Consider the following 21,764-nt stretch of genomic DNA (forward strand, 5'->3'; position numbering starts at 1 on the left):
GCCCGAAGGGTCGCCGGCAGGGATGCCGGCGAGGTTTTCGACAGGCCATGGATGGCCTGTCCGAAAACCCCGACCGAATCACGCGTACCCGGAGTGCAGGATGCACGCAGGGCGCGGACGTGGGGTGCCCTTCTCTTTGGTTACTTTCTCTTGGGCAAGCAAGAGAAAGTGACTCGGCTGGCCCGCAGGGCCAACCGAAAGCTCTTGATCTTGATCTTCGCCCCGACCACGACAAACATCCGAAACAAGCGATACCGAGGTCGCAGCACCGCTCCGGTGGGTCAAGACCCACCCTATGCAATCCAGCAAAAACGAACCTCAGCCCGAGGACAGGCAACTGCCATGCGCCGGCAGTGACCAGGCGCAAGCACCCCTCACCCCCTCACCCCATCCCCCCATTCACCCCAATCACCTGACCATTGACGTAAGACGCACCGTCGGACGCTAGGAACGCGACAACAGAGGCGACCTCCTCGGGGCGACCCGCGCGGCCGGCAGGCACCGTGGTCTTGATCATCTCGGGCGGAAACGCATCCGCCGCCATGCTCCCGGCGATGACCCCGGGTGCGACCACATTCGCGGTGATGCCGCGGCTGGCCATCTCGCGGGCCAGCGACAGGGTGGCGCCGTGCAGGCCCGCCTTGGCCGCGGCGTAGTTGGTCTGGCCACGATTGCCCAGCACGGCGGCCACGGACGAAATGCTGATGATGCGGCCCCAGCGGGTGCGCGCCATCGGCAGCAGCAGCGGTTGGGTGACGTGGAAGAAACCGTGCAGGCTGACATTGATCACGCGCTTCCACTGCGCCTCGCTCATGCCCGCCATCGGCGCGTCGTCGTGGATGCCCGCGTTGTTGACGACGATCTGGATCGGCCCTGCTTCGAGCATCGCCGCGGTGGCCGCGCTACAGGCCTCGGCGTCGGCCACATCGAAGGCGATCGCCTCAGCCGACAGCCCCGCAGCGCGCAGCTCGTCGACCAGGGCCTGGGCACGGTCAAGACCGCTATTGGCGTGAACATAAACATGGTGGCCGGCGGCCGCCAGCGCGCGACAGATCGCGCTGCCAAGATCGCCGCTACCGCCGGTGACCAGCGCGCGCTTCTGGGGGGTCGTCATGATTGCGTTTTCCAGATCAGCAAAGTCGAAGCCGGGCGCGATGCACGGCACATTGAAACCAGCGCGAATCGTAGGTTGGGTTGAGCCAAAGGCGAAACCCAACATCGCCACCTTGGACGCTTGCGCCGACAATGGAGCGCAGGCATTTGGGCCGCGCTGCGCTTAGGCCAACCTACCAACAGCACACCCCACCCCGCCGGCTCTTGATCCCGAGTCCCGAATCCCGAATCCCGATCGCAGAACTCCAGCCGCCGCTACACCGCCCTAAGCCTCCGGCCTCCGCAACACCGCCGCGCGACCGTTGGCAATCAGCTCGCCGGCGTGTTCGATCCGGAAGCTGCACTGCCAACCGGCGCCACTGTCGGAAACGTCCTCGGCGTAGACGTCCAGCGGCCCCGCAAGGTCGTCGATGCGCTTGCACAGCAGCTCGACGCCACGCAGCGACACCAGCAGGCCGGGCGGCGCGGCGTGGCCCGCGCGCGCCGCCAGCAGGCCGCCGTGCACGGCCATCGCCTGCGCGCCGTACTCGCACAGGTGCAGAGCAGACAGCTCGCCATCGCGGCGCAGCGGATTGTCCGCTGCACGGTGCGAATCGGTTTGCGCGTGCAGGCGGGTGTCGTCGAAGGCGATCACCCGTTCGAGCAGGCACATGCGGCCGGCGTGCGGAATCAGCGCCTCGATGTCGGCACGGCAGGACGGCAGGGACTCAAGCACGAGCGGAGTCCGCAGTCGGTGTGGATGGCCTCGCCAAAAGCAGCAGGCAAAGCACGAAATGGCAGCACACGCCCAACGCGACCGTGCTGCCGATTGCGCGCAGTACCGGGATGCTGGACAGGCCGAGCAGGGCGAACACCAGCAGGGTTGAGATCGAACACACCAGCAAGGCGTGCAGGGTGCGGCGCTGGATCTCGGCGGAGTGGCTGGCGTGCTCGAAGAACAGCGCGTAGTCGAGGCCCAATCCCGCCGCCAGCACCAGCGAGACCAGATGGAACAGGGTCAGCGGCACGCCCGCGCCGTGCAGGATGGCCAGCAGCAGGGCGGTACCGAGCGCCATCGGCAGCAGCACGCGGGCGGCGCGGCGCAGATCGCGCAGGCCCGCCCACACGGTCAAGGACAACAGCAGGGCCGCGCCGACCAAGGCCCACAGCACCTGCCCGCGCCAGGCACTGGCCAGCGATTCCGCGGCGGCCTTGAGGTCGAGTGCGCTCAAGCCCGGATGTGCGTCCGCCAGCGCCTGCAGTGCCGCTGGGTCACGCACGCCGCTGAGCGATACCAGCGCCAGCGCGCGACCCTCGCGTTCGACCAGCAGCGCGCCGGCACGCAGTTCCAGCGGCGTGCCGGCGAGGTCCTGCAGCCGCAGCGGCGGCAGCGTGCGGGCATGTTCGACCTCGGCCAGGAAGGCGTCGAACGCACCCGGTTTGAACGGCGTTCCGGCCTGTGCGCTGGCCAATGCCTGGGCCAGCGCAGCCGGCTCCGGCAATGCGGCGCGGCGTGTCGCCTGCACGGCCGCGCTGGGCAGGTAGCGTGCAGCAAGGTCAAAACCTTCGATCGCGCCGGCCGCGCGCAGATCCTGCAGTGCCGGCAGCAAGCCTTCGCTGCGCTGCAGCGCCTGCTCGGCGTCGGCGGCGTCCTGCACCAGCATCCAGCGCACATCCGGTGCGCCGAGCTCAGAGCGCAGGGCGCGGTCGCGGGCCAGCAGTTCGGGCGGCACCGGCGTGAGTCGGGCCAGATCGTCCTGCCACCACGGCGCCGGCCCGAACAGCAGCACCAGCGCGCACCCTGCCGCCAGCAGCGGCGCCAGCCAACGCATCCGCGGCACGCGCTGCAGGGCGCCCTGCAGCCGGCGCGGCCAGACCCCGTCGCCGACATCACGCCGCACCGGCCCCAGCAGCCGCGGCAGCGCGTAGCGGGTGGTCAGCGCCGCGGTGCCCAAGCCGACGATGGTGAACACCGCCAGCTGCTGCAGCCCGGGCACGCCGGAGGCGAAGAAGGTCAGATAGGCCACGCAGGTCGAGCCCACGCCGGTGGCCAAGGTCGGCCACAGCGCGCGCGCCGAAACCTGCGCAGGCTCGCCCAGCCGGCGATGACTGAACAGATGGACCGGATAGTCCTGGGCCACGCCGATCAGGGTGAAGCCGAATGCGAGCGTGATGCCGTGCACCTCGCCGAACACCAGTGCGGTGGCGAGCAGGCCGGCCACGGCCGCGCTGGCCAGCGGCAGCGCGCCCAGCAGCGGCGCCTGCAGGCCGCGGTAGGCCAGCAGCAGCAGCAGGAACAGGCCGATGCTGGCGGCGCCGCCGAGCAGGGTGGCCTCGCCACGAGTGCGCTCGGCCATCAGCACCGCGAACGCGCCCGGCCCGCTGGCCTCCAAACTGTCGGTCGCGCCATCGCCCTGCCCCGCCAACACCTCGGCATGTGCCGCCTGCAGCACCGCGACTGCGGCCGCCTGGCCCTGCGGATCGAAACCGGCCGCGGTGGTCTCGGCCAGCAGCAGGGCACGCGTGCCGTCGGCGCTGAACCACACGCCGTCGAACAGTGTCGGCGAGTGCTCGGGCGTCCAGGCGTCGAGCACGCGCAGGGTCTCCAGGGTGGGATCGTGTGGCAACAGCGGCGCCACCAGCATCGACGCGGGCGAGCCCAGATCGGCCAAACGCGAACGCAGCGCGGTGTGCAGCGCGGCCGCGTCGAGACTGCCCTCGGACGGGCCGGGCGAGAGCACGAAGCGATAGGCCCGCAACGCTTCGGGGATCGCCTCCAGGCCTTCGTCACCGTTGCCGACCCAGGCGAATTCGGCGCGCTCGATCAGGGCCTCGCGCAGCGCGCGCGAGCGCTCGGCGAGCTGCTCCGGCTCGGCGCCCTGCAGTGCCAACAGCAGCAGGCGCGCGCCCGGGCCTTCGCCCAGTTCATTCATCAGCAGGCGCTGGGCCGGCGTCTGCGGCGCCGGCATGAACAGGCGCAGGTCGCCGCTGGTCTGCAGGAACAGCCCGGCAAACGCGGCCGCCAGAGCGAGCAGCACCGCCCAGGCGAGCGCGAGGGACCAGCGCCGTGCGGCGGTCGCCTCAGTCGGCATGCGTGGATTCCGCCGCCGGGCCGCCGCACAGGGCGATGCGCTCGACCGCCGTCGGCAGCGCCGCCGCGGCGGCAGCGGCCTCGCCCAGCCACAGCCACGACTCCGCCCCATCGGCCTGGCGCAGGTGCATGCAGCGCAGCACAGCCTCGGCTCCGATCAGACGCAGGCCATCGACGCGCTTGGCCAGGCGCCGTTGGTGCGGGGTCAGTTCGAGGCTGAAGCCGGAGGCATCGCCATCCAGACTCAGCGTGTAGTGATGTTCGAGCAGGCTGCGATCGGCTTCGATCAGGGCCTGGAAGCTGGCCAGCAGGCCGCCCAGCTCGGGTGCGCGGCGCAGCGAGAACCGCCGCGGGCGCTCGCCCTCGCGCTCCAGCAACACCTGCTCGGCCTGCAGCGTGGTGCGCTCGCGGTAGGGCAGCTCGACTTCGCGCACCAGGGTGCCCGGTGCAGGACGCGACAGCTGACCCTCGAGCACCAGCACTTCACTCAGTAGGGCGGAACTGCGTTCCTCGCGGAAGCGCAGGTAATCGGCCGCACCCTCGGCGAGCCGTGCCAGCAGCACATCGACCCGGGCAGCGGTCGAGCCGGGCGGCGCGTCAGCGGCGAGGCTCGACAGGCTCGACAGGCTCGACAGCAGGAGCAGCGGGGTGAGCCAGCGGCAGAGTCGGGTGCGGGTCATCGGTACGCCAGAAGTCATAGAAATTGAACCAGTTGTAGGGCGCCAGCCGCACGTAGTGTTCCAGCCGCTCGACATAGCGCTGCTGCAGGCCCAGCAGCTTCTGCGCCCGCTGCGCGCGCGGCAGGTCGATGCCTTCGTCGAACAGCTCGAAGTGCAGCCCGTACTGGCGCCCACCGCGGTACAGGGCGAAACAGATCAGCACCGGCACCTTCAGCGCCGCGGCGATCAGGAAGGGCGCGCTCGGAAACGGCGCCGGCGCGCCTAGAAACGGAATCCACTGCACCGGCTCGGCACCGCGCGCGCGGTCAACCAGCAGGCTGACCAGGGCACCGGATTCGGTGGCATCGCGAATCGCCAGGGTGATCGAAGTACCGTCCTGGCTGGCATCGATCACGGTCTCGGCGATGTCCGGACATAAGGCTTCGAGCAGCTGGGTGACGGTAGCGTTCTGGCCGCGGTCCATCACCACCCGCACCCGCACATCGGGACGCTCGCGCGAGAGCACGCGCAGGGCTTCGAAGCTGCCGTGGTGGGAGCCGAACAGCAGCACCCCGCTGCGGTCGATCCGCTCATGCAGGGTCTCAAGACCGGTGATCTCCAGATCGAAACTGCGGAACTGGCCCGACAGCATGAACACGCGATCGAGAATGGTCGAAGCGAAGCAGTGGATGTGCCGCGCCGCTTCCCACAGCGTGGCCGGGCGACCCAGCACGCGCTCGAGATAGGCGCGCGAGGCGCGCCGCTCCGGCCCGCGCACCAGCATGAAGTACACGGTGATCGGGATCAGCAGCGGCCGGCTCATCAAGCGCCCGCCGTAGCGCGCGATGCTGCGGATCAGCCAGATCGCAAAGCGGCTGCCGCCCTCGGGGCGCTGCTGCCATTGGCCGTCGGCAGGCGCGCTCACGGGCTGGGCAGAACGCGGTCGAACACCAGCTCGCCGCTGGCGATCAGGCTGGATTCGCGCAGCACCCGAAAACGCAGACGTTCGCCGCGCGGCTCGAACTCGACCTCGGCGTCCTGTTCCGGCAGCAGAGCGCTGACGAACTTCACCTGTGGCAAGCGCAGCAGCCGCAGCGGGCCGAAGCATGCGCCGGCCAAGGCCAGAACTGAATCCAGCACCAGCACGCCCGGCACCACCGGCTGGCCCGGAAAATGGCCGGGCAGGCAGGGATGTTCGGCGGCGATGCGCAGCAGCAGCGGATTCATCGGAGCGGCGCGCGCGGGTGATGACACATGAGTCGAGCCCTCAGACATCGAGTGCGTGCGGCCGGTATCGGCGCAGCAGCGGCGAACACCTTAAGCCGCGGAGCGACGGCAGCCGACCTGTGCGATCGCTCAAACACCGTCGGCACGCCAGAACGCCGGCCCCAGGCGGGCGATGCGGCGCAGAAAGCCGACGAAGCCACCGTAGTCGTGACGCGGAAAACGCCGCCCGCGGTAGACGTACTCAGCGACGAACACGATCGCCACGATCGCGTAGTTGAGGAAGTTCGCGAACAGCGACCAGACCGCCAGCGGCACCGCCGGCACCGGGGTGATGCCGAATGCGTGCAGCAGGCCAGACGGGGTCGCCAGCAGCGCCAGCAGCAGGTTCAGCGTCGCCAAGCTGAGCAGCAGCACCGCCCAGGAGCGGGTCCAGGCGCGTGCGTAGGCCGGCACGTCGGGATGGTGCACCTGACCATCGTTCAGCGCCCGCACGATGCGCTCGATCAGCGGCATCCGCCCAGGCCGCAGGCTGCGCAGAAAGAACAGCCCGGCGGCAGCGTTGAACAATACCGGCGGCAGCATCAGCGGCAGATGCGCGTGACCGCTGCGCAACAGAAGTGCCAGACCCAAGGCGGCGAGGATCAGCACGCCCAGCCACAGCGGCGGACGCGCGCGCAGCGGCAGGCTCAGCAGCAACACCAGACAAGCGACAGCAGCGGTGGCCAAGGGCAGCGATTGCCACAGCGCCGAGGCATGCGCGAGCAGCGGGAATGCCAGCGCCAGAACCAGAGCCAGCAAGCGAATCACGCGGCGCGGTGCTGCTCGACGTGCGCCGACAGCGAAGCCAGCGAGCCGAAGATGCGCCGGTTGTCGGCATTGTCCGAGCGCAGCTGGAAGCCGTAGCGCTTGGAGATCGCCAGCGCCAGCTCCAGGGCATCGATGGAATCCAGCCCCAGACCATCGCCGAACAACGGCGCCTGCGGGTCGATCGATGCGGCTTCGACGTCTTCCAGATTCAGGGCTTCGATCAACAGCTCGGCAAGCTCGAGTTCGGCAGGCGTTTGGTTGGACATGGGCTTCGATGCGATGGGAGGAGGACGTAGCGCGCAGGCTGCCCTGAATCTACGGAAAACAGCGCCAGACTGTGGCAGCCCGGTTCGCCAGCGGGCGCGGAGTGTATCATCCGTGCCACTCGACACCGCCCCTCCGCACCCCTGTCCGGCCGCCCCTGCAGACCATGAGTTCCAGCACACAGACCGAAGCCAGCACCGCGCTCGACGTCGTGGTGATCGGCGGTGGTCCCGCCGGCAGCACCGCGGCCACCCTGCTCGCGCGTCGCGGCTGGCGCGTCGGCCTGTTCGAGAAGGGCCGCCACCCGCGCTTCCACATCGGCGAGTCGCTGCTGCCGATGAACCTACCGGTGCTGGAGCGACTCGGCGTGCTTGACCAGGTCGAAGCGATCGGCGTGCGCAAACCGGCGGCCGATTTTCCGTCCGAGGGCGGTGGCTACAGCAGCTTCGCGTTCTCGCGTGCGCTCGGCACGGTGCCTGACCACGCCTTCCAGGTGCGACGCGACCAGTTCGACGATCTACTGTTCAGCAATGCAGTTGCCAGTGGTGCCCAGGCGCAGCAGGACACCGAAGTGCTCGGCATCGAACGCGAGCCCGATGGCCGCATGCAGCTGCGCCTGCGCGATGCCGCCGGTGAGCGCGTCGTGCGCTGCCGCTACGTGGTCGATGCCAGCGGCCGCGACACCCTGCTCGGTCGACAATTCGGGCTCAAGCGCGCCAACCCGCGACACCGCTCGGCCGCCGTGTTCGCCCATTACCGCGGCGTCGCCCGCCGACCCGGCGAGGACACCGGCAACATCACCATCTATCGGCTGGCGCAGGGCTGGATGTGGATGATCCCGCTGCCCGACGACGTGATGAGCGTCGGCGCGGTGTGCACGCCCGAGTTCCTGAAGACCCGCCGCGGTCCGCTCGATACCTTCCTGCATGACACCGTCTGCGCGAACCCTGAGGCGCGCTCGCGGATGGCCGGTGCGGAGCGCGTGTCCGAACCCGAGGCCACCGGCAACTACAGCTATGCCTGCGGCCGCATCGCCGGCCCGGGTTGGGTGATGGCCGGTGACGCCTACGCCTTCGTCGATCCGATCTTCTCCTCCGGCGTGTTCCTGGCGATGCACGGCGCCGAACGCGCGGCCGATCTGGTCGACGGCGTGCTGCGCGAACCCACGCGCGAGGCCGCACTGCAGGCCGACTATCGCAAGCGCATCGACGGCGGCATCGGCGTGTTCAGCTGGTTCATCGAGCGCTTCACCACGCCGGTGATGCGCGAACTGTTCCAGAACCCGCGCAATTTCTGGCAGATCGAACAGGCGGTGATCTCGATGCTGGCCGGCAACGTGTTCGACCACCCGGGCGTGCTGCGTCGGTTGAAGGCGTTCCGGCTGATCTACGCCGCTACCGCCCTGCTGCAGCGCCTGCGCGGTGCAACGCGTCAGATCGCATCCACCACAGCGGCCACGGCACCGCGATGAACGCGCAGGCCCTGCACCCTCCGGCATCGGCAGCCTTGATGCCGAGCTACGCCTTCAGCCGCGATCCGCGCAGCCTGCTCGGGCCACGCACACTGGCGGTGTTCGGCTTCGGCAGCGCGGCGCCGGCAGCCGCGACGGTGGGCGATCCGCGCTATGTGCGGGTCGGACTGCAGCCGCTGGACGGCCCGGCGCCCTATGAGGTGTGGACCGTCGACAGCACCGTTGAGCTCTGGCGCGACGGCCCGCTGGCCGGCGCCCGCAGCACCGACTTGAGCTTCGGCCACCTGCAGTCGAGCGAAGAAGCGGCCGGCACCGTCGACTGCGCCGAGCAGGCCTATCACTTGCTGGACCAGCACCGCAGCACGGTCGGCAACGCGCATCCGCATCTGCTGCGGATCTGGAACTATCTGGATGCGATTACCGATGGCGACGGCGACGATGAACGCTATCGGCAGTTCTGCATCGGCCGCGCAAATGCGCTGTCGATCGCCGACCGTGCGCTGCCCGCGGCCACCGCGATCGGTCACCGCCTGGGCGACCGCAGCCTGCAGGTCTACTGGCTGTCGGGCTCTCAGCCAGGCCGCGCGGTCGAGAACCCGCGCCAGCTGCCGGCCTATCGCTATCCGCGGCGCTATGGCCCGCGCTCGCCCAGCTTCGCCCGCGCCATGCTCGGCGCCGATGCTGCCCGGCTGCCGCTGCTGCTGTCGGGCACCGCAGCCGTGGTCGGCCACGATTCGCTGCATCCGGAATCGGTCAGCGATCAGCTGCGCGAAACCTTCCGCAATTTCGACAGCCTGCTGGCCACCGCGGCCCGACAACAGCCCGGCCTCGCCCTGCATTTCGACGCCTCAAGCCTGCTCAAGGTGTACCTGCGTGACGCCGAAAGTCTGCCTGAAGCCCGCAGCCTGCTAGCCCGCCTGCTGCCCCCAGATGTGCCACGACTGATTCTGGAAGGTGACATCTGCCGGCGCGAGCTGGCGGTGGAGATCGACGGCTTTCACGGGTAGCGCATTGCGTGTGCGCGTGCGGGACTCGGCCGCGCACCCCAAGCAGCGCCACGCTGCTCTCCATAGGGTTGGTCTTGACCCACCGCAGCCGCACGCGCGACGCACCCCACGCCTTCGCAGGGCGTACCGATGCGCGGCAGCAACCGCCTTGCCCGGCGCCCCGCGGCGGACGGCGCAACGCGCGGTCAAGGACTTCAATCGGCTTCGTCAGACCCGGACGTGGCGCCGGTGTGCGAAGACCCACCCTATGCACTTCGCAGGCGACAGGCCGCCTGCGGGCAGCACGCAGTTGCGGCGGCGCAGCGACCACTTCCGACCTGGCCCAGCCCTCGCGCACAGCGCTCGGGCGTTCGGCGGCGCGCGCGGCATGCCGCGCGAACGCGCCGCCTGCCTTCGGCCCAGCCCTCGCGCACAGCGCTCGGGCGTTCGGCGGCGCGCGCGGCATGCCGCGCGAACGCGCCGCCTCACCCACAATCCCCGCTCTTTCGGTTTTCCGCTGCACCCACGCCACGCCCGCGCTGCGATAGCGTATGACCTCACTCAAGCCCTGCGATCACAGCGCCAGCTGTACTTCGGAGTGAGAATCGGTCGATTGAAATGGTGCCGTCGGGTTACAACCCGCGGAACCGAACAGAACCACCATAGGGGGCGTGCCTCCCTGCCATGAATGCGAAGGAAGCAACTGCCTGATGGACCAAGCCACCCACAACAAGATCGTCTCCTTCATCTGGGGCATCGCCGACGACGTGCTGCGCGACCTGTTCAAGCGCGGCAAGTACCCCGACGTGATCCTGCCGATGTGCGTGATCCGGCGCATGGATGCGGTGCTTGAGCCCACCAAGGCCACGGTGCTCGAAACGAAAAGGATGCTCGACGATGCGCGCATCACCGAACAGCGCGCCGCGCTCTGTGATGCCTCGGGCCAAGCCTTCTACAACACGTCGAAATTCACTTTGCGTGATCTCACCTCACGCGGTAGCCAGCAGCAGTTGCTCGCTGACTTCGAGGACTACCTCGACGGCTTCTCGCCCAACGTCCAGGACATCCTCGAGAACTTCAAGTTTCGCAACCAGCTGCAGACGCTGTCGAAGGCCGATGCCATCGGCACCCTGATCAACAAGTTCCTGGACCCCGACATCGACCTGTCGCCGGCGGGCATCGACAACCACTCGATGGGCACCGTTTTCGAAGAGCTGGTGCGCAAGTTCAACGAGGACAACAACGAAGAGGCGGGTGAACACTGGACCCCGCGTGACGCCGTGCGGCTGATGGCGAACCTGGTGTTCCTGCCGATCGAGGATCAGATCAAGTCCGGCACCTACCTGCTCTACGACTGCGCCTGCGGCACCGGCGGCATGCTCACCGTGGCCGAGGACACGCTGACCGAGCTCGCCGCCAAGCGTCGGCAGCAGGTCAAGAGCCTGCTCTACGGCCAGGAGATCAACCCCGAAACCTACGCCGTCTGCAAGGCGGACATGCTGCTGAAGGGCGAAGGCGAAAGCGCCGAGCACATCGTTGGTGGCGCGGAGTGGTCCACGCTGGCCCACGATGCCTTCCCCGCCCAAGAGTTCGATTTCATGCTCGCCAACCCGCCCTACGGGAAGAGCTGGAAGAAAGACCTTGAGGCGATGGGCGGCAAGGACGGCATGCGCGATCCGCGCTTCAAGGTCATGCACCAGGGCGAAGAGCTGTCGCTGGTGACGCGCTCAAGCGACGGCCAAATGCTGTTCCTCGCCAACATGGCCTCGAAGATGAACGGCAAGTCGGCGCTGGGCAGCCGCATCGCCGAGGTCCACAACGGCTCGTCGCTGTTCACCGGTGACGCCGGCCAGGGCGAGAGCAATATCCGCCGCTGGCTGATTGAGAACGACTGGCTGGAGGCCATCGTCGCGCTGCCGCTGAACCTGTTCTACAACACCGGCATCGCCACCTACGTCTGGGTGCTGACCAACCGCAAGCCCGAGCACCGCAAGGGCCGGGTGCAGCTGATCGACGCCAGCCAGTGGTTCAAACCACTGCGCAAGAATCTGGGCAAGAAGAACTGCGAGCTCTCGCCCGGAGACATCAAGCGCATCAGCCGAACCTTCCTTGACTTCAAGGAAACGCCCGAGTCGAAGATCTTCCCGAATGCGGCATTCGGCTACTGGAAGGTCACCGTCGAGCGCCCGCTGCGCCTCAACAGCCAGCTCACGCGCCAAGCCATCGAGACCTTGCGCTTCGCCTCCGGCGACGAGGACATCCGCGCAAAGCTGTTCGATGAGTTCGGCGACGACCTCTTCAACCACTTTGCCAAGGTCTCCGCCGCGCTGGAAAAGCGCCTGGCCGACTGGGGCAACGACGAGGACGAAGGCGACGACGAAGAAGGTGCCGGCGGCAAGAAAGGCCTCCCGGAGAAGAAGCGCAAGAAGCTGCTGGACCCCAAGACCTGGGAGCGCGACGCCCGGCTGCTGGAGGCCGCGACCCAGCTTCGCGCAGCCTTGGGCGACGCTGTGTTCGACGACCACAACCTGTTCCGCGACCGCGCGGATGCCGCCCTGAAGCAGGCCGGCATCAAGCTGCCTGCGGCCGATCTCAAGCAGATCCTCAAGGCCGTGAGCTGGCGGGTAGAGACCGCACCACCCGTCATTGCCAAGGCGCACAAGCCCGGCAAAGCGAAGGCCGACCCGCTGCGCGGCCTGTTCGAAGCGAGCGTGGACGGCAAGCCAGCCATCGTCGAGCACGAGCCCGATTCCGACCTGCGCGACACCGAGCAGGTGCCGCTACTGGAAGACGGCGGCATCGAGGCCTTCATCCGCCGCGAAGTGCTGCCCTACACAGCGGATGCGTGGATCAAGGACGACGCCACCAAGATCGGCTACGAGATCAGCTTCACCCGGCACTTCTACAAGCCACAGCCGCTGCGCACGCTGGAGGAGATCAGCGCCGATATTCTTGCGATTGAGAAGGAAGCCGAGGGGCTGTTGGATGGGTTGCTGAAGGGGGCGAAGCCATGAGCGATCTGCCGGAAAAGGCAGAGTTCCTGATCTACCAAGCCGAGAACGGCGCGATCAAGATCGAGGTGCGCTTCGAAGGCGAAACCGTCTGGCTCAGTCAGCAGCTGATGGCCGAGCTGTTCCAGACGACCCAGCAGAACATCAGCCTTCACCTGCAGAACATCTACGAGGAAGGCGAGCTGCAAGCCGAGGCAACTCACAAGGAATTCTTGTCGGTTCGTCGCGAGGGCAAGCGCGACGTGCAGCGCACGCTCGTTTTCTACAACCTCGATGCAATCATCTCGGTCGGGTACCGGATCAAGTCCCGCGTCGCAACGCAATTCCGGATCTGGGCCACCCAACGACTGCGCGAGTACATCGTCAAGGGCTTCGTGCTCGACGACGAGCGGCTGAAGAACCCGGATGTTCCGTTCGATTATTTCGAAGAGCTGACCCGGCGCATCCAGGACATCCGCACGTCCGAGCGCCGCTTCTACCAGAAGATCACCGACATCTACGCCACCAGCCTCGACTACGACCCGACCACCGCGACCAGCATCAGCTTCTTCAAGACCGTGCAGAACAAGGTGCACTGGGCCATCACCGGGCAGACCGCGGCGGAGATCATTCGCGCCCGTGCCGAACACAGCCAACCCAACATGGGGCTGACGAACTGGCGTGGAGCGAAGCCGCGCAAAGAAGACACGGTCATCGCCAAGAACTACCTGAGCGAGCCAGAGTTGGCGGCACTCAACAACCTGGTGGAGCAGTACCTCGTGTTCGCGGAAGGCCAGGCCATGCGGCGCATTCCCATGCGCATGGCGGATTGGATGGCCAAGCTCGACGGCTTCCTCAGGCTCAACGAGCGCGACATCCTCACCCACGCCGGGCGCATTTCCCACGAAGAGGCGATCGGTCACGCCGCCTTGGAGTACGACGCGTTCCATCGCGAGCGCCTCGCCGAGAAAGCCGCCCAACCCGACGACTTCGACCAGACGATGCGCGCGCTGCCGAAGGCGAAACCGCCAGGCAAGAAGAAACGGAAAACGCCATGATCGCCGACCTCAAGCCGTATGCGGACTACAAGGCGTCGGGGCTGCCGTGGCTTGGGCAGGTGCCGGGACATTGGGATGCTTTACCGCTCGCCGGCCTTGCTCGGCTGAAGTCGGTCGTGAATCAGTCAGAGCGGCAGCTTCTATCCGTCTACTTGCAACGCGGAGTCGTCAAGTTTTCCGATGTCGCTGAGAAGAGGACGAATGCAACCAGTGAAGACGTAAGCAAATATCAAGCAGTAGATCCTGGAGATTTAGTGCTGAACAACCAGCAAGCCTGGCGTGGCTCTGTTGGAGTCTCCGATCACTCAGGAATCGTTAGTCCGGCGTACCTCGTCCTTGCGCTGTCCAAGTTATACTCGGCCCCTTACGCGAATCTACTGTTTCGTGACCAGAGCATGGTTTCCCAGTATCTGGTCTGCTCGAAGGGCGTTGGCACAATTCAGCGCAACTTGTATTGGCCCCATCTCAAACGTGTGGGCGTCATTGTCCCCCCGCCCGACGAGCAGGCGGTGATTGTGCGGTTTCTGGACTGGGCGAACGGGCGGTTGGAGCGGGCGATCCGGGCGAAGCGGAAGGTGATCGCGCTGCTCAACGAGCAGAAGCAGGCCATCATCCACCGAGCCGTCACGCGCGGCCTCGACCCTGACGTCCCCCTCAAACCCTCCGGTATCCCATGGCTCGGGGATATTCCGCGGCATTGGGAGGTGCGGCGAATCAAGTATCTGCTGCGTGAAGTCGATGAGCGCTCCACTACCGGTTCCGAGCCTCTGCTTTCGATGCGCATGCACCACGGCTTGGTGCTGTTCGCGGATCACTTCACTCGCCCGCCGCAGGCAGCCACCCTTGTGGGATTCAAGATCGTACGCCCGGGGCAGTTCGTCGTGAATCGGATGCAAGCAGGCAATGGGGTGATCTTCGCATCGAGCCTGACAGGCCTGGTTAGCCCAGACTACGCGGTCTTCGACCCGATTGGTGACGCCAACGTGGACTTCCTCGGTGAGTTGTTCCGTAGTCGGAACGTTCGGGTGAAGTTCCGTGCGGAGTCCAAGGGTCTGGGCACTGGGACGTCGGGTTTCCTGCGTCTCTACAACGACCGATTGGGCGCGATCCATGTAGCGTTGCCTCCAATTGAGGAGCAAGGTGCAATCCTCGCGGGACTGGCTGGGGAGTTGTCCGGCGCAAACACGATCATCTCCCGCCTCGAACGCGAAATCGAACTCCTCCGCGAATACCGCACCCGCCTCGTCGCCGATGTGGTGACCGGCAAGCTCGACGTGCGCGAAGCTGCTGCGCGCCTGCCCGTCGAGGCGCCGCTTGAAACCATCGAGGACGACAGCGACCTCAGCGACGAGGCCGAAGCCGAAGCCGCTGACGAGGAGGCCATGGTTTGACCAGCGACCGGCCCGCCGATTACCTCGTGAGTCTGGTGCATGAGCTGTGCGCCTTGCCCCGCGAGACCGAGTGGGTGGAGTTCAAGCAGAACGATGCCGAGCCGCAGACCGTCGGCGAGTACCTCTCGGCCTTGGCGAATTCGGCGGCCCTGGTGGGCAAGGCGTTTGCTTATCTGGTCTGGGGTGTGCGCGACGCCGACCACGCGGTGGTGGGTACGTCGTTCGATCCTCGTGCCGGCCGCGTGGGCAACGAGGAACTGGAAAGCTGGCTGCTGCGCCTGCTGGAGCCCAAGCTCGACTTCCGCTTCTTTTCGGTCAACGTCGATGGGCATCGGGTGGTGCTGCTGCAGATCGCCCGCGCGGCGCGGCATAGGGCCGACCGCGTGCGTGCCTGCTACCTCCATGCTTGCCTGCGCTACGTGACGCGGCAGGCGATGACCAACGCTTCTTTGCGCCAGCGCCTTGGCATTGATGACAAGAACATCGCATCGGCCTCCCGGATTCTGGGCGAGGCCGTCGACGCGGGCCTGATCGTGATTGCGGACCCGGCAGCGGGCACCCGGATCCGCAGCTACTTGCCGTTCTGGGCTGGGCCGCGGCAGGCCGTGGGAGAGGTTGTTTGATGGATGTTCTTCGCAGGGCTCGCTCAGGAGCAGCTTCAGCAACGGAAGTCGCTGCAAATCAATCAGTTACGGCCGCGCAGATTGCTTGCCGGTTGTTTGATGGAGACGTGATGCGGCCGCCTGCGGACCGGGGGATGATGGCCGCTAAGCCATTGATGGAAATCCACTTGGTGCGTCCAGTGGTAGCTGATGTGTACTTGATGAGGACGAGTGCAGCGTTATGACCACCGACACCAGCGAGAAGGGGCTCGAAACGCTCATCGTGCGGCATATGACCGGCACCGACGGTCTGGCCGTCGCGCCCAGCACGGTCGCGGAGCGCCCGCCGGCCTACGGAGGCACGGGCTACGTCGTCGGCAGTGCGCAGGACTTTGATCGCGCCCATGCGCTCGATGTGCCGCAGCTCTTCGCCTTCCTGCGCGCCACCCAGCCTGAGGCGTTCAAGAAGCTGACCATGGCCGACGCGGATGATCCCAAGGACATCACCCGGCTCAAGTTTCTGGCGCGCCTGTCGGGCGAGATCGGCAAGCGCGGCGTGATCGACGTGCTGCGCAAGGGCGTGGGCCACGGGCCGCTGCACTTTGACCTGTTCTACGGCACGCCCTCGGCGGGCAACGCAAAAGCCGAAAAGCTGCACGCGCAGAACCGCTTCTCGATCACCCGCCAGCTGGCCTACAGCATGGACGTGACGCGCCGCGCGCTGGACCTTGGCCTGTTCATCAACGGCCTGCCCATCGCCACCTTTGAGCTGAAGAACAGCCTGACCAAGCAAACGGTCGCTGACGCCGTGGAGCAGTACAAGCGCGACCGCGACCCGCGCGAACGCTTGTTCGAGTTCGGCCGCTGCGTGGTGCACTTCGCAGTGGACGACAGCGAGGTGCGGATGTGTACCGAGCTGAAGGGCAAGGCCTCGTGGTTTCTGCCTTTCAACAAGGGCCATAACGACGGCGCCGGTAACCCACCGAATACGCACGGCCTCAAGACTGACTATCTGTGGAAAGAGGTGCTCACGCCGGCGGGGCTGACCAACATCCTGGAGAACTACGCGCAGATCGTCGAGGAGAAAGACCCTAAAACCGGCAGGAAGAAGCGCCGGCAGGTGTGGCCGCGCTACCACCAGCTGCGCCTGGTGCGGCAGGCACTGGCCGATGTGCGCGCTGAAGGCGCCGGCAGACGCTACCTGATCCAGCACTCGGCGGGCAGCGGCAAGTCGAACTCCATTGCCTGGCTGTCGCACCAGCTGATCGGCCTCAAGCGCGACGGCGACCCGACGGGGCGAGCGGTATTCGACTCGGTCATCGTGGTGACCGACCGGCGCATTCTCGACAGCCAGATCCAGGCCACGATCAAGCAGTTCATGCAGGTGGGCGCGACGGTAGGCCACGCGGAGCGCTCCGGAGACCTGCGCAAGTTCATCCAGGACGGCAAGAAGATCATCGTTTCGACGGTGCAGAAGTTCCCCTTCATCCTGGACGAGATCGCGCTGGATGCCGACAGGACCTTCGCCATCGTCATCGACGAGGCGCACTCCAGCCAGGGCGGCAAGACTTCCGCTGCGATGAGCCAGGCGCTCAGTGCACCGGCAGCAGAGGACACCGAACCGGATCCCGAGGACACGGTGAACGCCGCACTGGAGAAGCGCATGGCGGCCCGCAAGATGCTGACCAACGCCAGCTACTTCGCCTTCACCGCGACGCCCAAGAACAAGACGCTGGAGATGTTCGGCGAACCGCTACTGCCTGATGCGGAGGGCAAGGTCAAGCACAGGCCCTTCCACAGCTACACGATGAAGCAGGCGATCGAGGAGGGCTTCATCCTCGATGTGCTGAAGGCCTACACGCCGGTCGACAGCTATTACAAGCTGGTCGCCAAAACCGAAGACGACCCGGAGTTCGATACCAAGCGGGCGAAGAAGAAGCTGCGCCGCTATGTGGAAAGCCACGACCACGCAATCCGGCTCAAGGCCGAGATCATGGTGGATCACTTCCACGAACAGGTGATGGCCACCGGGAAGATCGGCGGCCACGCACGCGCGATGGTGATCTCCAGCGGCATCGAGCGGGCCATCCAGTACTTCCGCGCCTTCAAGGCTTACTTGGTTGAACGCAAGAGCCCGTATCAGGCCATCGTCGCGTTCTCAGGCGAGCACGAATACGAGGGCACCAAGGTGAGCGAGGCATCGCTCAACGGGTTTTCCAGTGGCGACATCGCGGGGAGAATCCAAACCGACCCGTATCGCTTCCTGATCTGCGCCGACAAGTTCCAGACCGGCTACGACGAGCCGCTGCTGCACACGATGTACGTGGACAAGGCGCTGTCGGGCATCAAGGCAGTGCAGACGCTGTCACGCCTCAACCGCGCACACCCGCAAAAGCACGACTGTTTCGTGCTGGACTTCCAGAACAACAGCGAGGGCGTGACCTTCGCCTTCCAGGACTACTACCGCACGACGCTGCTCGCCGACGAGACCGACCCCAACAAGCTGCATGACCTGAAGGGCGCACTGGATGCCGCTCAGGTCTACTCGCCCGAGCAGGTGCAGCAGCTGGTGGCGTTGTTCCTCGGCGGCGCTGAGCGCGACCAGCTCGACCCGATCCTCGATGCCTGCGTGGCGGTTTACGTTGGCCAGCTCGACGAGGATGGCCAGGTCGGCTTCAAGGGCAAGGCCAAGGTGTTCTGCCGCACCTATGACTTCTTGTCGTCAGTGATTGCGTACAGCAACGCTGAGTGGGAGAAGCTCGCGATCTTCCTCAACCTGCTCACTCCCAAACTGCCTGCACCGATGGATGAGGACCTCGCCAAGGGCATTCTCGAGGCAATCGACATGGACAGCTACCGCGTCGAGAAGAAGGCCGCGTTGAAGATCGCGCTGGCGGACGCTGACGCGGAGATCGAGCCGGTTCCGACCGATACGGGTGGCCGGAAGAGCGAGCCTGAGCTGGATCGGCTGAGCAACATTCTGAGCGCATTCAATGAGCAGTTCGGGACGAGTTTTTCCGACTCCGACCGGATCTTTCGCCACATTTGCGACGATATCGCGCCAAAGGTCGCCGCTGATCCAGCCTTCCTGAATGCCAAGGCAAACACGCCGCATACGGCGCGCCTTGCTCACGATCAGGCACTCGGCAAGGCGGCTCAAGGCTCGATGAAGGACTTCACCCAGTTCTACAAGCAGTTCGTCGAGAACGATTCGTTCAAGCGATTCGTTGGGGACATGGTGTACGCGCTCACGAATCCCTAGCACGGCCGTGGCAGGATGCCTCGGGCCAAGCCGACCTTGGCTGTCCGCAGCGTCGGTACAGCTTGCGGCCTGGTCACGCGGGAACGCCGCAAGCGCAGGCCGACTTCCAGCATCACCTGCCCGCACTGCGGCAGTGGCGTGCCGTGTGGCGATGAAGGCGTCGGCCTGGCTGGCAGCTGCGGCTGCGGTGTGTTTTGCGCCGCGGGACCTTACATCAGGGCGCGGACGCGCTACAGCCTCAGAGGCTCAGTGCCTGAGTGCGTGGTCGGCGGCAAGCTCGTCGTGCTGGGCGTCGAAGTGCCGCGCCTGATCCTGCAGGGCGACATCTGCCGGCGCGAGCTGGCGGTGGAGATCGACGGGTTTCATGCTTGAGGGCGGCGATTCGGGGATTCGGGATTGAGCGACCGGCTGGTTCCGCTCTCGCCCCGGTCGTGCTTCGTAGCCAGTTCCCGCAGGCAGCCCTCGACCGATTGACCTTCGGCCATCCCGAATCCCCAATCCCCAAACAAAAACCCTCACCGCCTATACTCGACCCGCTCATCTGATCGAGCGGCGGGCGTTACCGTAAGCCGGGGGGCTTGGGGACACTGATGCAGGGAAAGGCAGCCGGTAGGGGTACCGCTGCCGCCCACACCCTCACTGCGATACGTCTGTATCCGAAGGCCCGCATGCACGGGCCCACAACAGCTTTGGGGAGGGTTCTGATGCTTCAGCAGTACGGATTGTTCGCGGCGATCGCCTGTGCGGTGATCGCCATCCTCTACGGCGCGGTGTCAACGCGCTGGATTCTGGCCCAGTCGGCCGGCAACGAACGCATGCAGGAGATCGCCGCGGCGATCCAGGAAGGCGCGCGGGCGTACCTCAATCGACAGTACCTGACCATTGCGGTGGTCGGCATTGTCCTGCTGATTCCGATCGGCATCTTCCTGGCATGGACCACGGCGGTCGGGTTTCTGATCGGCGCGGTGCTGTCGGGACTGGCCGGCTACATCGGCATGAATGTTTCGGTGCGTGCCAATGTCCGCACCGCCGAAGCCGCACGGCGCGGCTTGAGCGCGGCGATGGACGTCGCCTTCCGCGGCGGCGCCATCACCGGCATGCTGGTGGTCGGCCTCGGCCTGCTCGGCGTGGCCGGCTACTACCTCGCGCTCAGCAAGATGGGCATCGGCACCGAAGACGCCCTGCATGCGCTGGTCGGCCTGGCCTTCGGCAGCTCGCTGATCTCGATTTTCGCGCGCTTGGGCGGCGGCATCTTCACCAAGGGCGCCGACGTCGGTGCTGATCTGGTCGGCAAGGTCGAAGCCGGCATTCCCGAGGACGACCCGCGCAACCCGGCGGTGATCGCCGACAACGTCGGCGACAACGTCGGCGACTGCGCCGGCATGGCCGCCGACCTGTTCGAGACCTATGCGGTCACGGTGATCGCGACCATGCTGCTCGGCTTCCTGATGGTCGACCAGGCCGGCCCGAACGGCGTGCTCTACCCGCTGGTCCTGGGCGGCGTGTCGATCATCGCCTCGATCATTGGCGCCTTCTTCGTCAAGGTGAAGCCCGGCGGCTCGATCATGGGCGCGCTGTACCGCGGCGTGATCGTGTCCGGCGTGCTGGCGGCGATCGCGTTCTATCCGGTCACCACCGAGCTGATGAGCACGGCCCCGGTTGGCGCGCTGAATCTCTACTACTGCGCCCTGGTCGGCCTGGCCCTGACCGGCGCGATCGTGTGGATCACCGAGTACTACACCGGCACGCAGTACAAGCCGGTGCGCGATGTCGCTGCGGCCAGCGTCACCGGCCACGGCACCAACATCATCTCGGGCCTGGGCGTGTCGATGAAGTCGACCGCGCTGCCGGTGCTGGCAGTGTGTGCCGCGATCTGGGGCTGCCATGAGCTCGGCGGCCTGTACGGCATCGCGATCGCGGCGACCTCGATGCTGTCGATGGCCGGCATGATCGTGGCACTCGATGCCTACGGCCCGATCACCGACAACGCCGGCGGCATCGCCGAGATGGCCGAACTGCCGCCGGAAGTGCGCGCGGTCACCGATCCGCTGGATGCAGTCGGCAACACCACCAAGGCCGTCACCAAGGGCTATGCGATCGGTTCGGCCGGCCTGGCCGCGCTGGTTTTGTTCGCCGACTTCACCCACAACCTCGATGCCATGGGCGCCGCCAAGGCGGCCGCGCAGGGCCTGAGCTACGAGGCGATGCGCTTCGATCTGTCGAATCATCTGGTGATCATCGGCCTGCTGATCGGTGGCCTGATCCCCTACCTGTTCGGCGCGATGGCGATGGAAGCGGTCGGCCGCGCGGCCGGTGCGGTGGTGGTGGAAGTGCGCCGCCAGTTCCGCGAGATCCCCGGGATCATGGCCGGCACCGCGAAGCCCGAGTACCACCAGGCGGTCGACATGCTGACCAAGGCGGCGATCAAGGAAATGATGATTCCCTCGCTGCTGCCGGTCGCCGTGCCGGTGCTGGTCGGCCTGCTGCTGGGCCCGCAGGCGCTCGGCGGCCTGCTGATCGGCACCATCGTCACCGGCCTGTTCATCGCGATCTCGATGACCACCGGCGGCGGCGCCTGGGACAACGCCAAGAAGTACATCGAGGATGGCCACCACGGCGGCAAGGGCTCAGACGCCCACAAGGCGGCGGTCACCGGCGACACCGTCGGTGATCCTTACAAGGACACCGCCGGCCCGGCGGTGAACCCGCTGATCAAGATCATCAACATCGTTGCGCTGATGATGGTGCCGCTGCTGTAAGCGGCCCCGTCATCGCAAGACCCACGCGGCCCGCCTTGTGCGGGCCGCGTGCGTTTCCCTACCGCGCCGCCGCAATGCAGGCAGCGATTCACGTGGATGCCGAAC

Annotated in this window: 17 protein-coding genes; 9 read left to right on the forward strand and 8 right to left on the reverse strand. The window is 66.5% G+C overall.

The genetic code is table 11. The features are described 5' to 3' along the window. Window positions 1-382: 382 nt before the first annotated feature. The 8 genes from fabG to ACIQ7H_RS07505 all read right to left on the reverse strand — a co-directional run bounded on the left by fabG (window position 383) and on the right by ACIQ7H_RS07505 (window position 7,142). Entirely contained in the window at window positions 383-1,114 is a 732-nt protein-coding gene (gene fabG, locus ACIQ7H_RS07470) for a 3-oxoacyl-ACP reductase FabG (protein WP_395789969.1), read from the reverse strand. A gap of 264 nt (window positions 1,115-1,378) precedes the next feature. Further along, complete coding sequence (locus tag ACIQ7H_RS07475; RefSeq protein WP_395789971.1) at window positions 1,379-1,828, reverse strand: phosphotransferase; 450 nt, start codon at window positions 1,826-1,828, stop codon at window positions 1,379-1,381. Next, window positions 1,821-4,184 (reverse strand): MMPL family transporter, encoded by a 2,364-nt coding sequence (locus ACIQ7H_RS07480; protein ID WP_395789973.1) that lies wholly within the window; start codon window positions 4,182-4,184, stop codon window positions 1,821-1,823. Before ACIQ7H_RS07480 ends, ACIQ7H_RS07475 begins: the two co-directional genes overlap by 8 nt. Beyond that, window positions 4,174-4,863, reverse strand: coding sequence for a LolA-related protein (locus ACIQ7H_RS07485; RefSeq protein WP_395789975.1), 690 nt, complete (start codon window positions 4,861-4,863; stop codon window positions 4,174-4,176). The genes ACIQ7H_RS07480 and ACIQ7H_RS07485 overlap by 11 nt, the downstream gene beginning before the upstream one ends. Continuing rightward, window positions 4,781-5,767: an acyltransferase gene (locus tag ACIQ7H_RS07490; protein ID WP_395789977.1), complete on the reverse strand. Its 987-nt coding sequence runs from the start codon at window positions 5,765-5,767 to the stop codon at window positions 4,781-4,783. Before ACIQ7H_RS07490 ends, ACIQ7H_RS07485 begins: the two co-directional genes overlap by 83 nt. Next, on the reverse strand, window positions 5,764-6,069 hold the full coding sequence (locus tag ACIQ7H_RS07495) for a hypothetical protein (protein ID WP_395789979.1): 306 nt from the start codon (window positions 6,067-6,069) through the stop codon (window positions 5,764-5,766). Before ACIQ7H_RS07495 ends, ACIQ7H_RS07490 begins: the two co-directional genes overlap by 4 nt. Before the next feature lie 129 nt (window positions 6,070-6,198). After that, complete coding sequence (locus tag ACIQ7H_RS07500) at window positions 6,199-6,876, reverse strand: ketosynthase (protein ID WP_395789981.1); 678 nt, start codon at window positions 6,874-6,876, stop codon at window positions 6,199-6,201. Beyond that, complete coding sequence (locus ACIQ7H_RS07505) at window positions 6,873-7,142, reverse strand: phosphopantetheine-binding protein (protein WP_395789983.1); 270 nt, start codon at window positions 7,140-7,142, stop codon at window positions 6,873-6,875. The genes ACIQ7H_RS07500 and ACIQ7H_RS07505 overlap by 4 nt, the downstream gene beginning before the upstream one ends. Before the next feature lie 164 nt (window positions 7,143-7,306). Between ACIQ7H_RS07505 and ACIQ7H_RS07510 the strand changes: the two genes are divergently transcribed. The 9 genes from ACIQ7H_RS07510 to ACIQ7H_RS07550 all read left to right on the forward strand — a co-directional run bounded on the left by ACIQ7H_RS07510 (window position 7,307) and on the right by ACIQ7H_RS07550 (window position 21,659). Further along, a complete protein-coding gene (locus ACIQ7H_RS07510; protein ID WP_395789985.1) occupies window positions 7,307-8,611 on the forward strand; it encodes an NAD(P)/FAD-dependent oxidoreductase in 1,305 nt (434 codons plus the stop codon). Further along, window positions 8,608-9,618: a pteridine-dependent deoxygenase gene (locus tag ACIQ7H_RS07515; RefSeq protein ID WP_395789987.1), complete on the forward strand. Its 1,011-nt coding sequence runs from the start codon at window positions 8,608-8,610 to the stop codon at window positions 9,616-9,618. The genes ACIQ7H_RS07510 and ACIQ7H_RS07515 overlap by 4 nt, the downstream gene beginning before the upstream one ends. Window positions 9,619-10,307: 689 nt before the next feature. Continuing rightward, on the forward strand, window positions 10,308-12,611 hold the full coding sequence (locus ACIQ7H_RS07520) for an N-6 DNA methylase (RefSeq protein ID WP_395789989.1): 2,304 nt from the start codon (window positions 10,308-10,310) through the stop codon (window positions 12,609-12,611). Next, window positions 12,608-13,645 (forward strand): virulence RhuM family protein, encoded by a 1,038-nt coding sequence (locus ACIQ7H_RS07525; protein WP_395789991.1) that lies wholly within the window; start codon window positions 12,608-12,610, stop codon window positions 13,643-13,645. Before ACIQ7H_RS07520 ends, ACIQ7H_RS07525 begins: the two co-directional genes overlap by 4 nt. Then, on the forward strand, window positions 13,642-15,036 hold the full coding sequence (locus ACIQ7H_RS07530) for a hypothetical protein (protein WP_395789993.1): 1,395 nt from the start codon (window positions 13,642-13,644) through the stop codon (window positions 15,034-15,036). Before ACIQ7H_RS07525 ends, ACIQ7H_RS07530 begins: the two co-directional genes overlap by 4 nt. Then, window positions 15,033-15,659, forward strand: coding sequence for a helix-turn-helix domain-containing protein (locus ACIQ7H_RS07535; RefSeq protein WP_395789995.1), 627 nt, complete (start codon window positions 15,033-15,035; stop codon window positions 15,657-15,659). The genes ACIQ7H_RS07530 and ACIQ7H_RS07535 overlap by 4 nt, the downstream gene beginning before the upstream one ends. Before the next feature lie 220 nt (window positions 15,660-15,879). Next, the gene (locus tag ACIQ7H_RS07540; RefSeq protein ID WP_395789997.1) at window positions 15,880-18,900 is read left to right on the forward strand and encodes a type I restriction endonuclease subunit R; all 3,021 of its coding nucleotides are present in this window, start codon (window positions 15,880-15,882) and stop codon (window positions 18,898-18,900) included. A 249-nt stretch (window positions 18,901-19,149) separates the two neighbouring features. Beyond that, window positions 19,150-19,272 carry a hypothetical protein gene (locus tag ACIQ7H_RS07545; RefSeq protein ID WP_395789999.1) on the forward strand — a complete coding sequence of 41 codons (123 nt, stop codon included), beginning with the start codon at window positions 19,150-19,152 and terminating at the stop codon, window positions 19,270-19,272. Window positions 19,273-19,604: 332 nt separating this feature from the next. Beyond that, window positions 19,605-21,659 carry a sodium-translocating pyrophosphatase gene (locus ACIQ7H_RS07550; protein WP_395790001.1) on the forward strand — a complete coding sequence of 685 codons (2,055 nt, stop codon included), beginning with the start codon at window positions 19,605-19,607 and terminating at the stop codon, window positions 21,657-21,659. Window positions 21,660-21,764 lie beyond the last annotated feature (105 nt).

Source organism: Aquimonas sp., from assembly GCF_044377145.1.
Taxonomy (GTDB): domain Bacteria; phylum Pseudomonadota; class Gammaproteobacteria; order Xanthomonadales; family Xanthomonadaceae; genus Aquimonas.

Bases quoted from the DNA above. Each gene is read 5' to 3' on its own strand.
- fabG (WP_395789969.1), bottom strand. From the start codon at position 1,114: ATGACGACCCCCCAGAAGCGCGCGCTGGTCACCGGCGGTAGCGGCGAT.
- ACIQ7H_RS07480 (WP_395789973.1), bottom strand. From the start codon at position 4,184: ATGCCGACTGAGGCGACCGCCGCACGGCGCTGGTCCCTCGCGCTCGCC.
- ACIQ7H_RS07485 (WP_395789975.1), bottom strand. From the start codon at position 4,863: ATGACCCGCACCCGACTCTGCCGCTGGCTCACCCCGCTGCTCCTGCTG.
- ACIQ7H_RS07495 (WP_395789979.1), bottom strand. From the start codon at position 6,069: ATGAATCCGCTGCTGCTGCGCATCGCCGCCGAACATCCCTGCCTGCCC.
- ACIQ7H_RS07505 (WP_395789983.1), bottom strand. From the start codon at position 7,142: ATGTCCAACCAAACGCCTGCCGAACTCGAGCTTGCCGAGCTGTTGATC.
- ACIQ7H_RS07510 (WP_395789985.1), top strand. From the start codon at position 7,307: ATGAGTTCCAGCACACAGACCGAAGCCAGCACCGCGCTCGACGTCGTG.
- ACIQ7H_RS07515 (WP_395789987.1), top strand. From the start codon at position 8,608: ATGAACGCGCAGGCCCTGCACCCTCCGGCATCGGCAGCCTTGATGCCG.
- ACIQ7H_RS07520 (WP_395789989.1), top strand. From the start codon at position 10,308: ATGGACCAAGCCACCCACAACAAGATCGTCTCCTTCATCTGGGGCATC.
- ACIQ7H_RS07525 (WP_395789991.1), top strand. From the start codon at position 12,608: ATGAGCGATCTGCCGGAAAAGGCAGAGTTCCTGATCTACCAAGCCGAG.
- ACIQ7H_RS07530 (WP_395789993.1), top strand. From the start codon at position 13,642: ATGATCGCCGACCTCAAGCCGTATGCGGACTACAAGGCGTCGGGGCTG.
- ACIQ7H_RS07540 (WP_395789997.1), top strand. From the start codon at position 15,880: ATGACCACCGACACCAGCGAGAAGGGGCTCGAAACGCTCATCGTGCGG.
- ACIQ7H_RS07550 (WP_395790001.1), top strand. From the start codon at position 19,605: ATGCTTCAGCAGTACGGATTGTTCGCGGCGATCGCCTGTGCGGTGATC.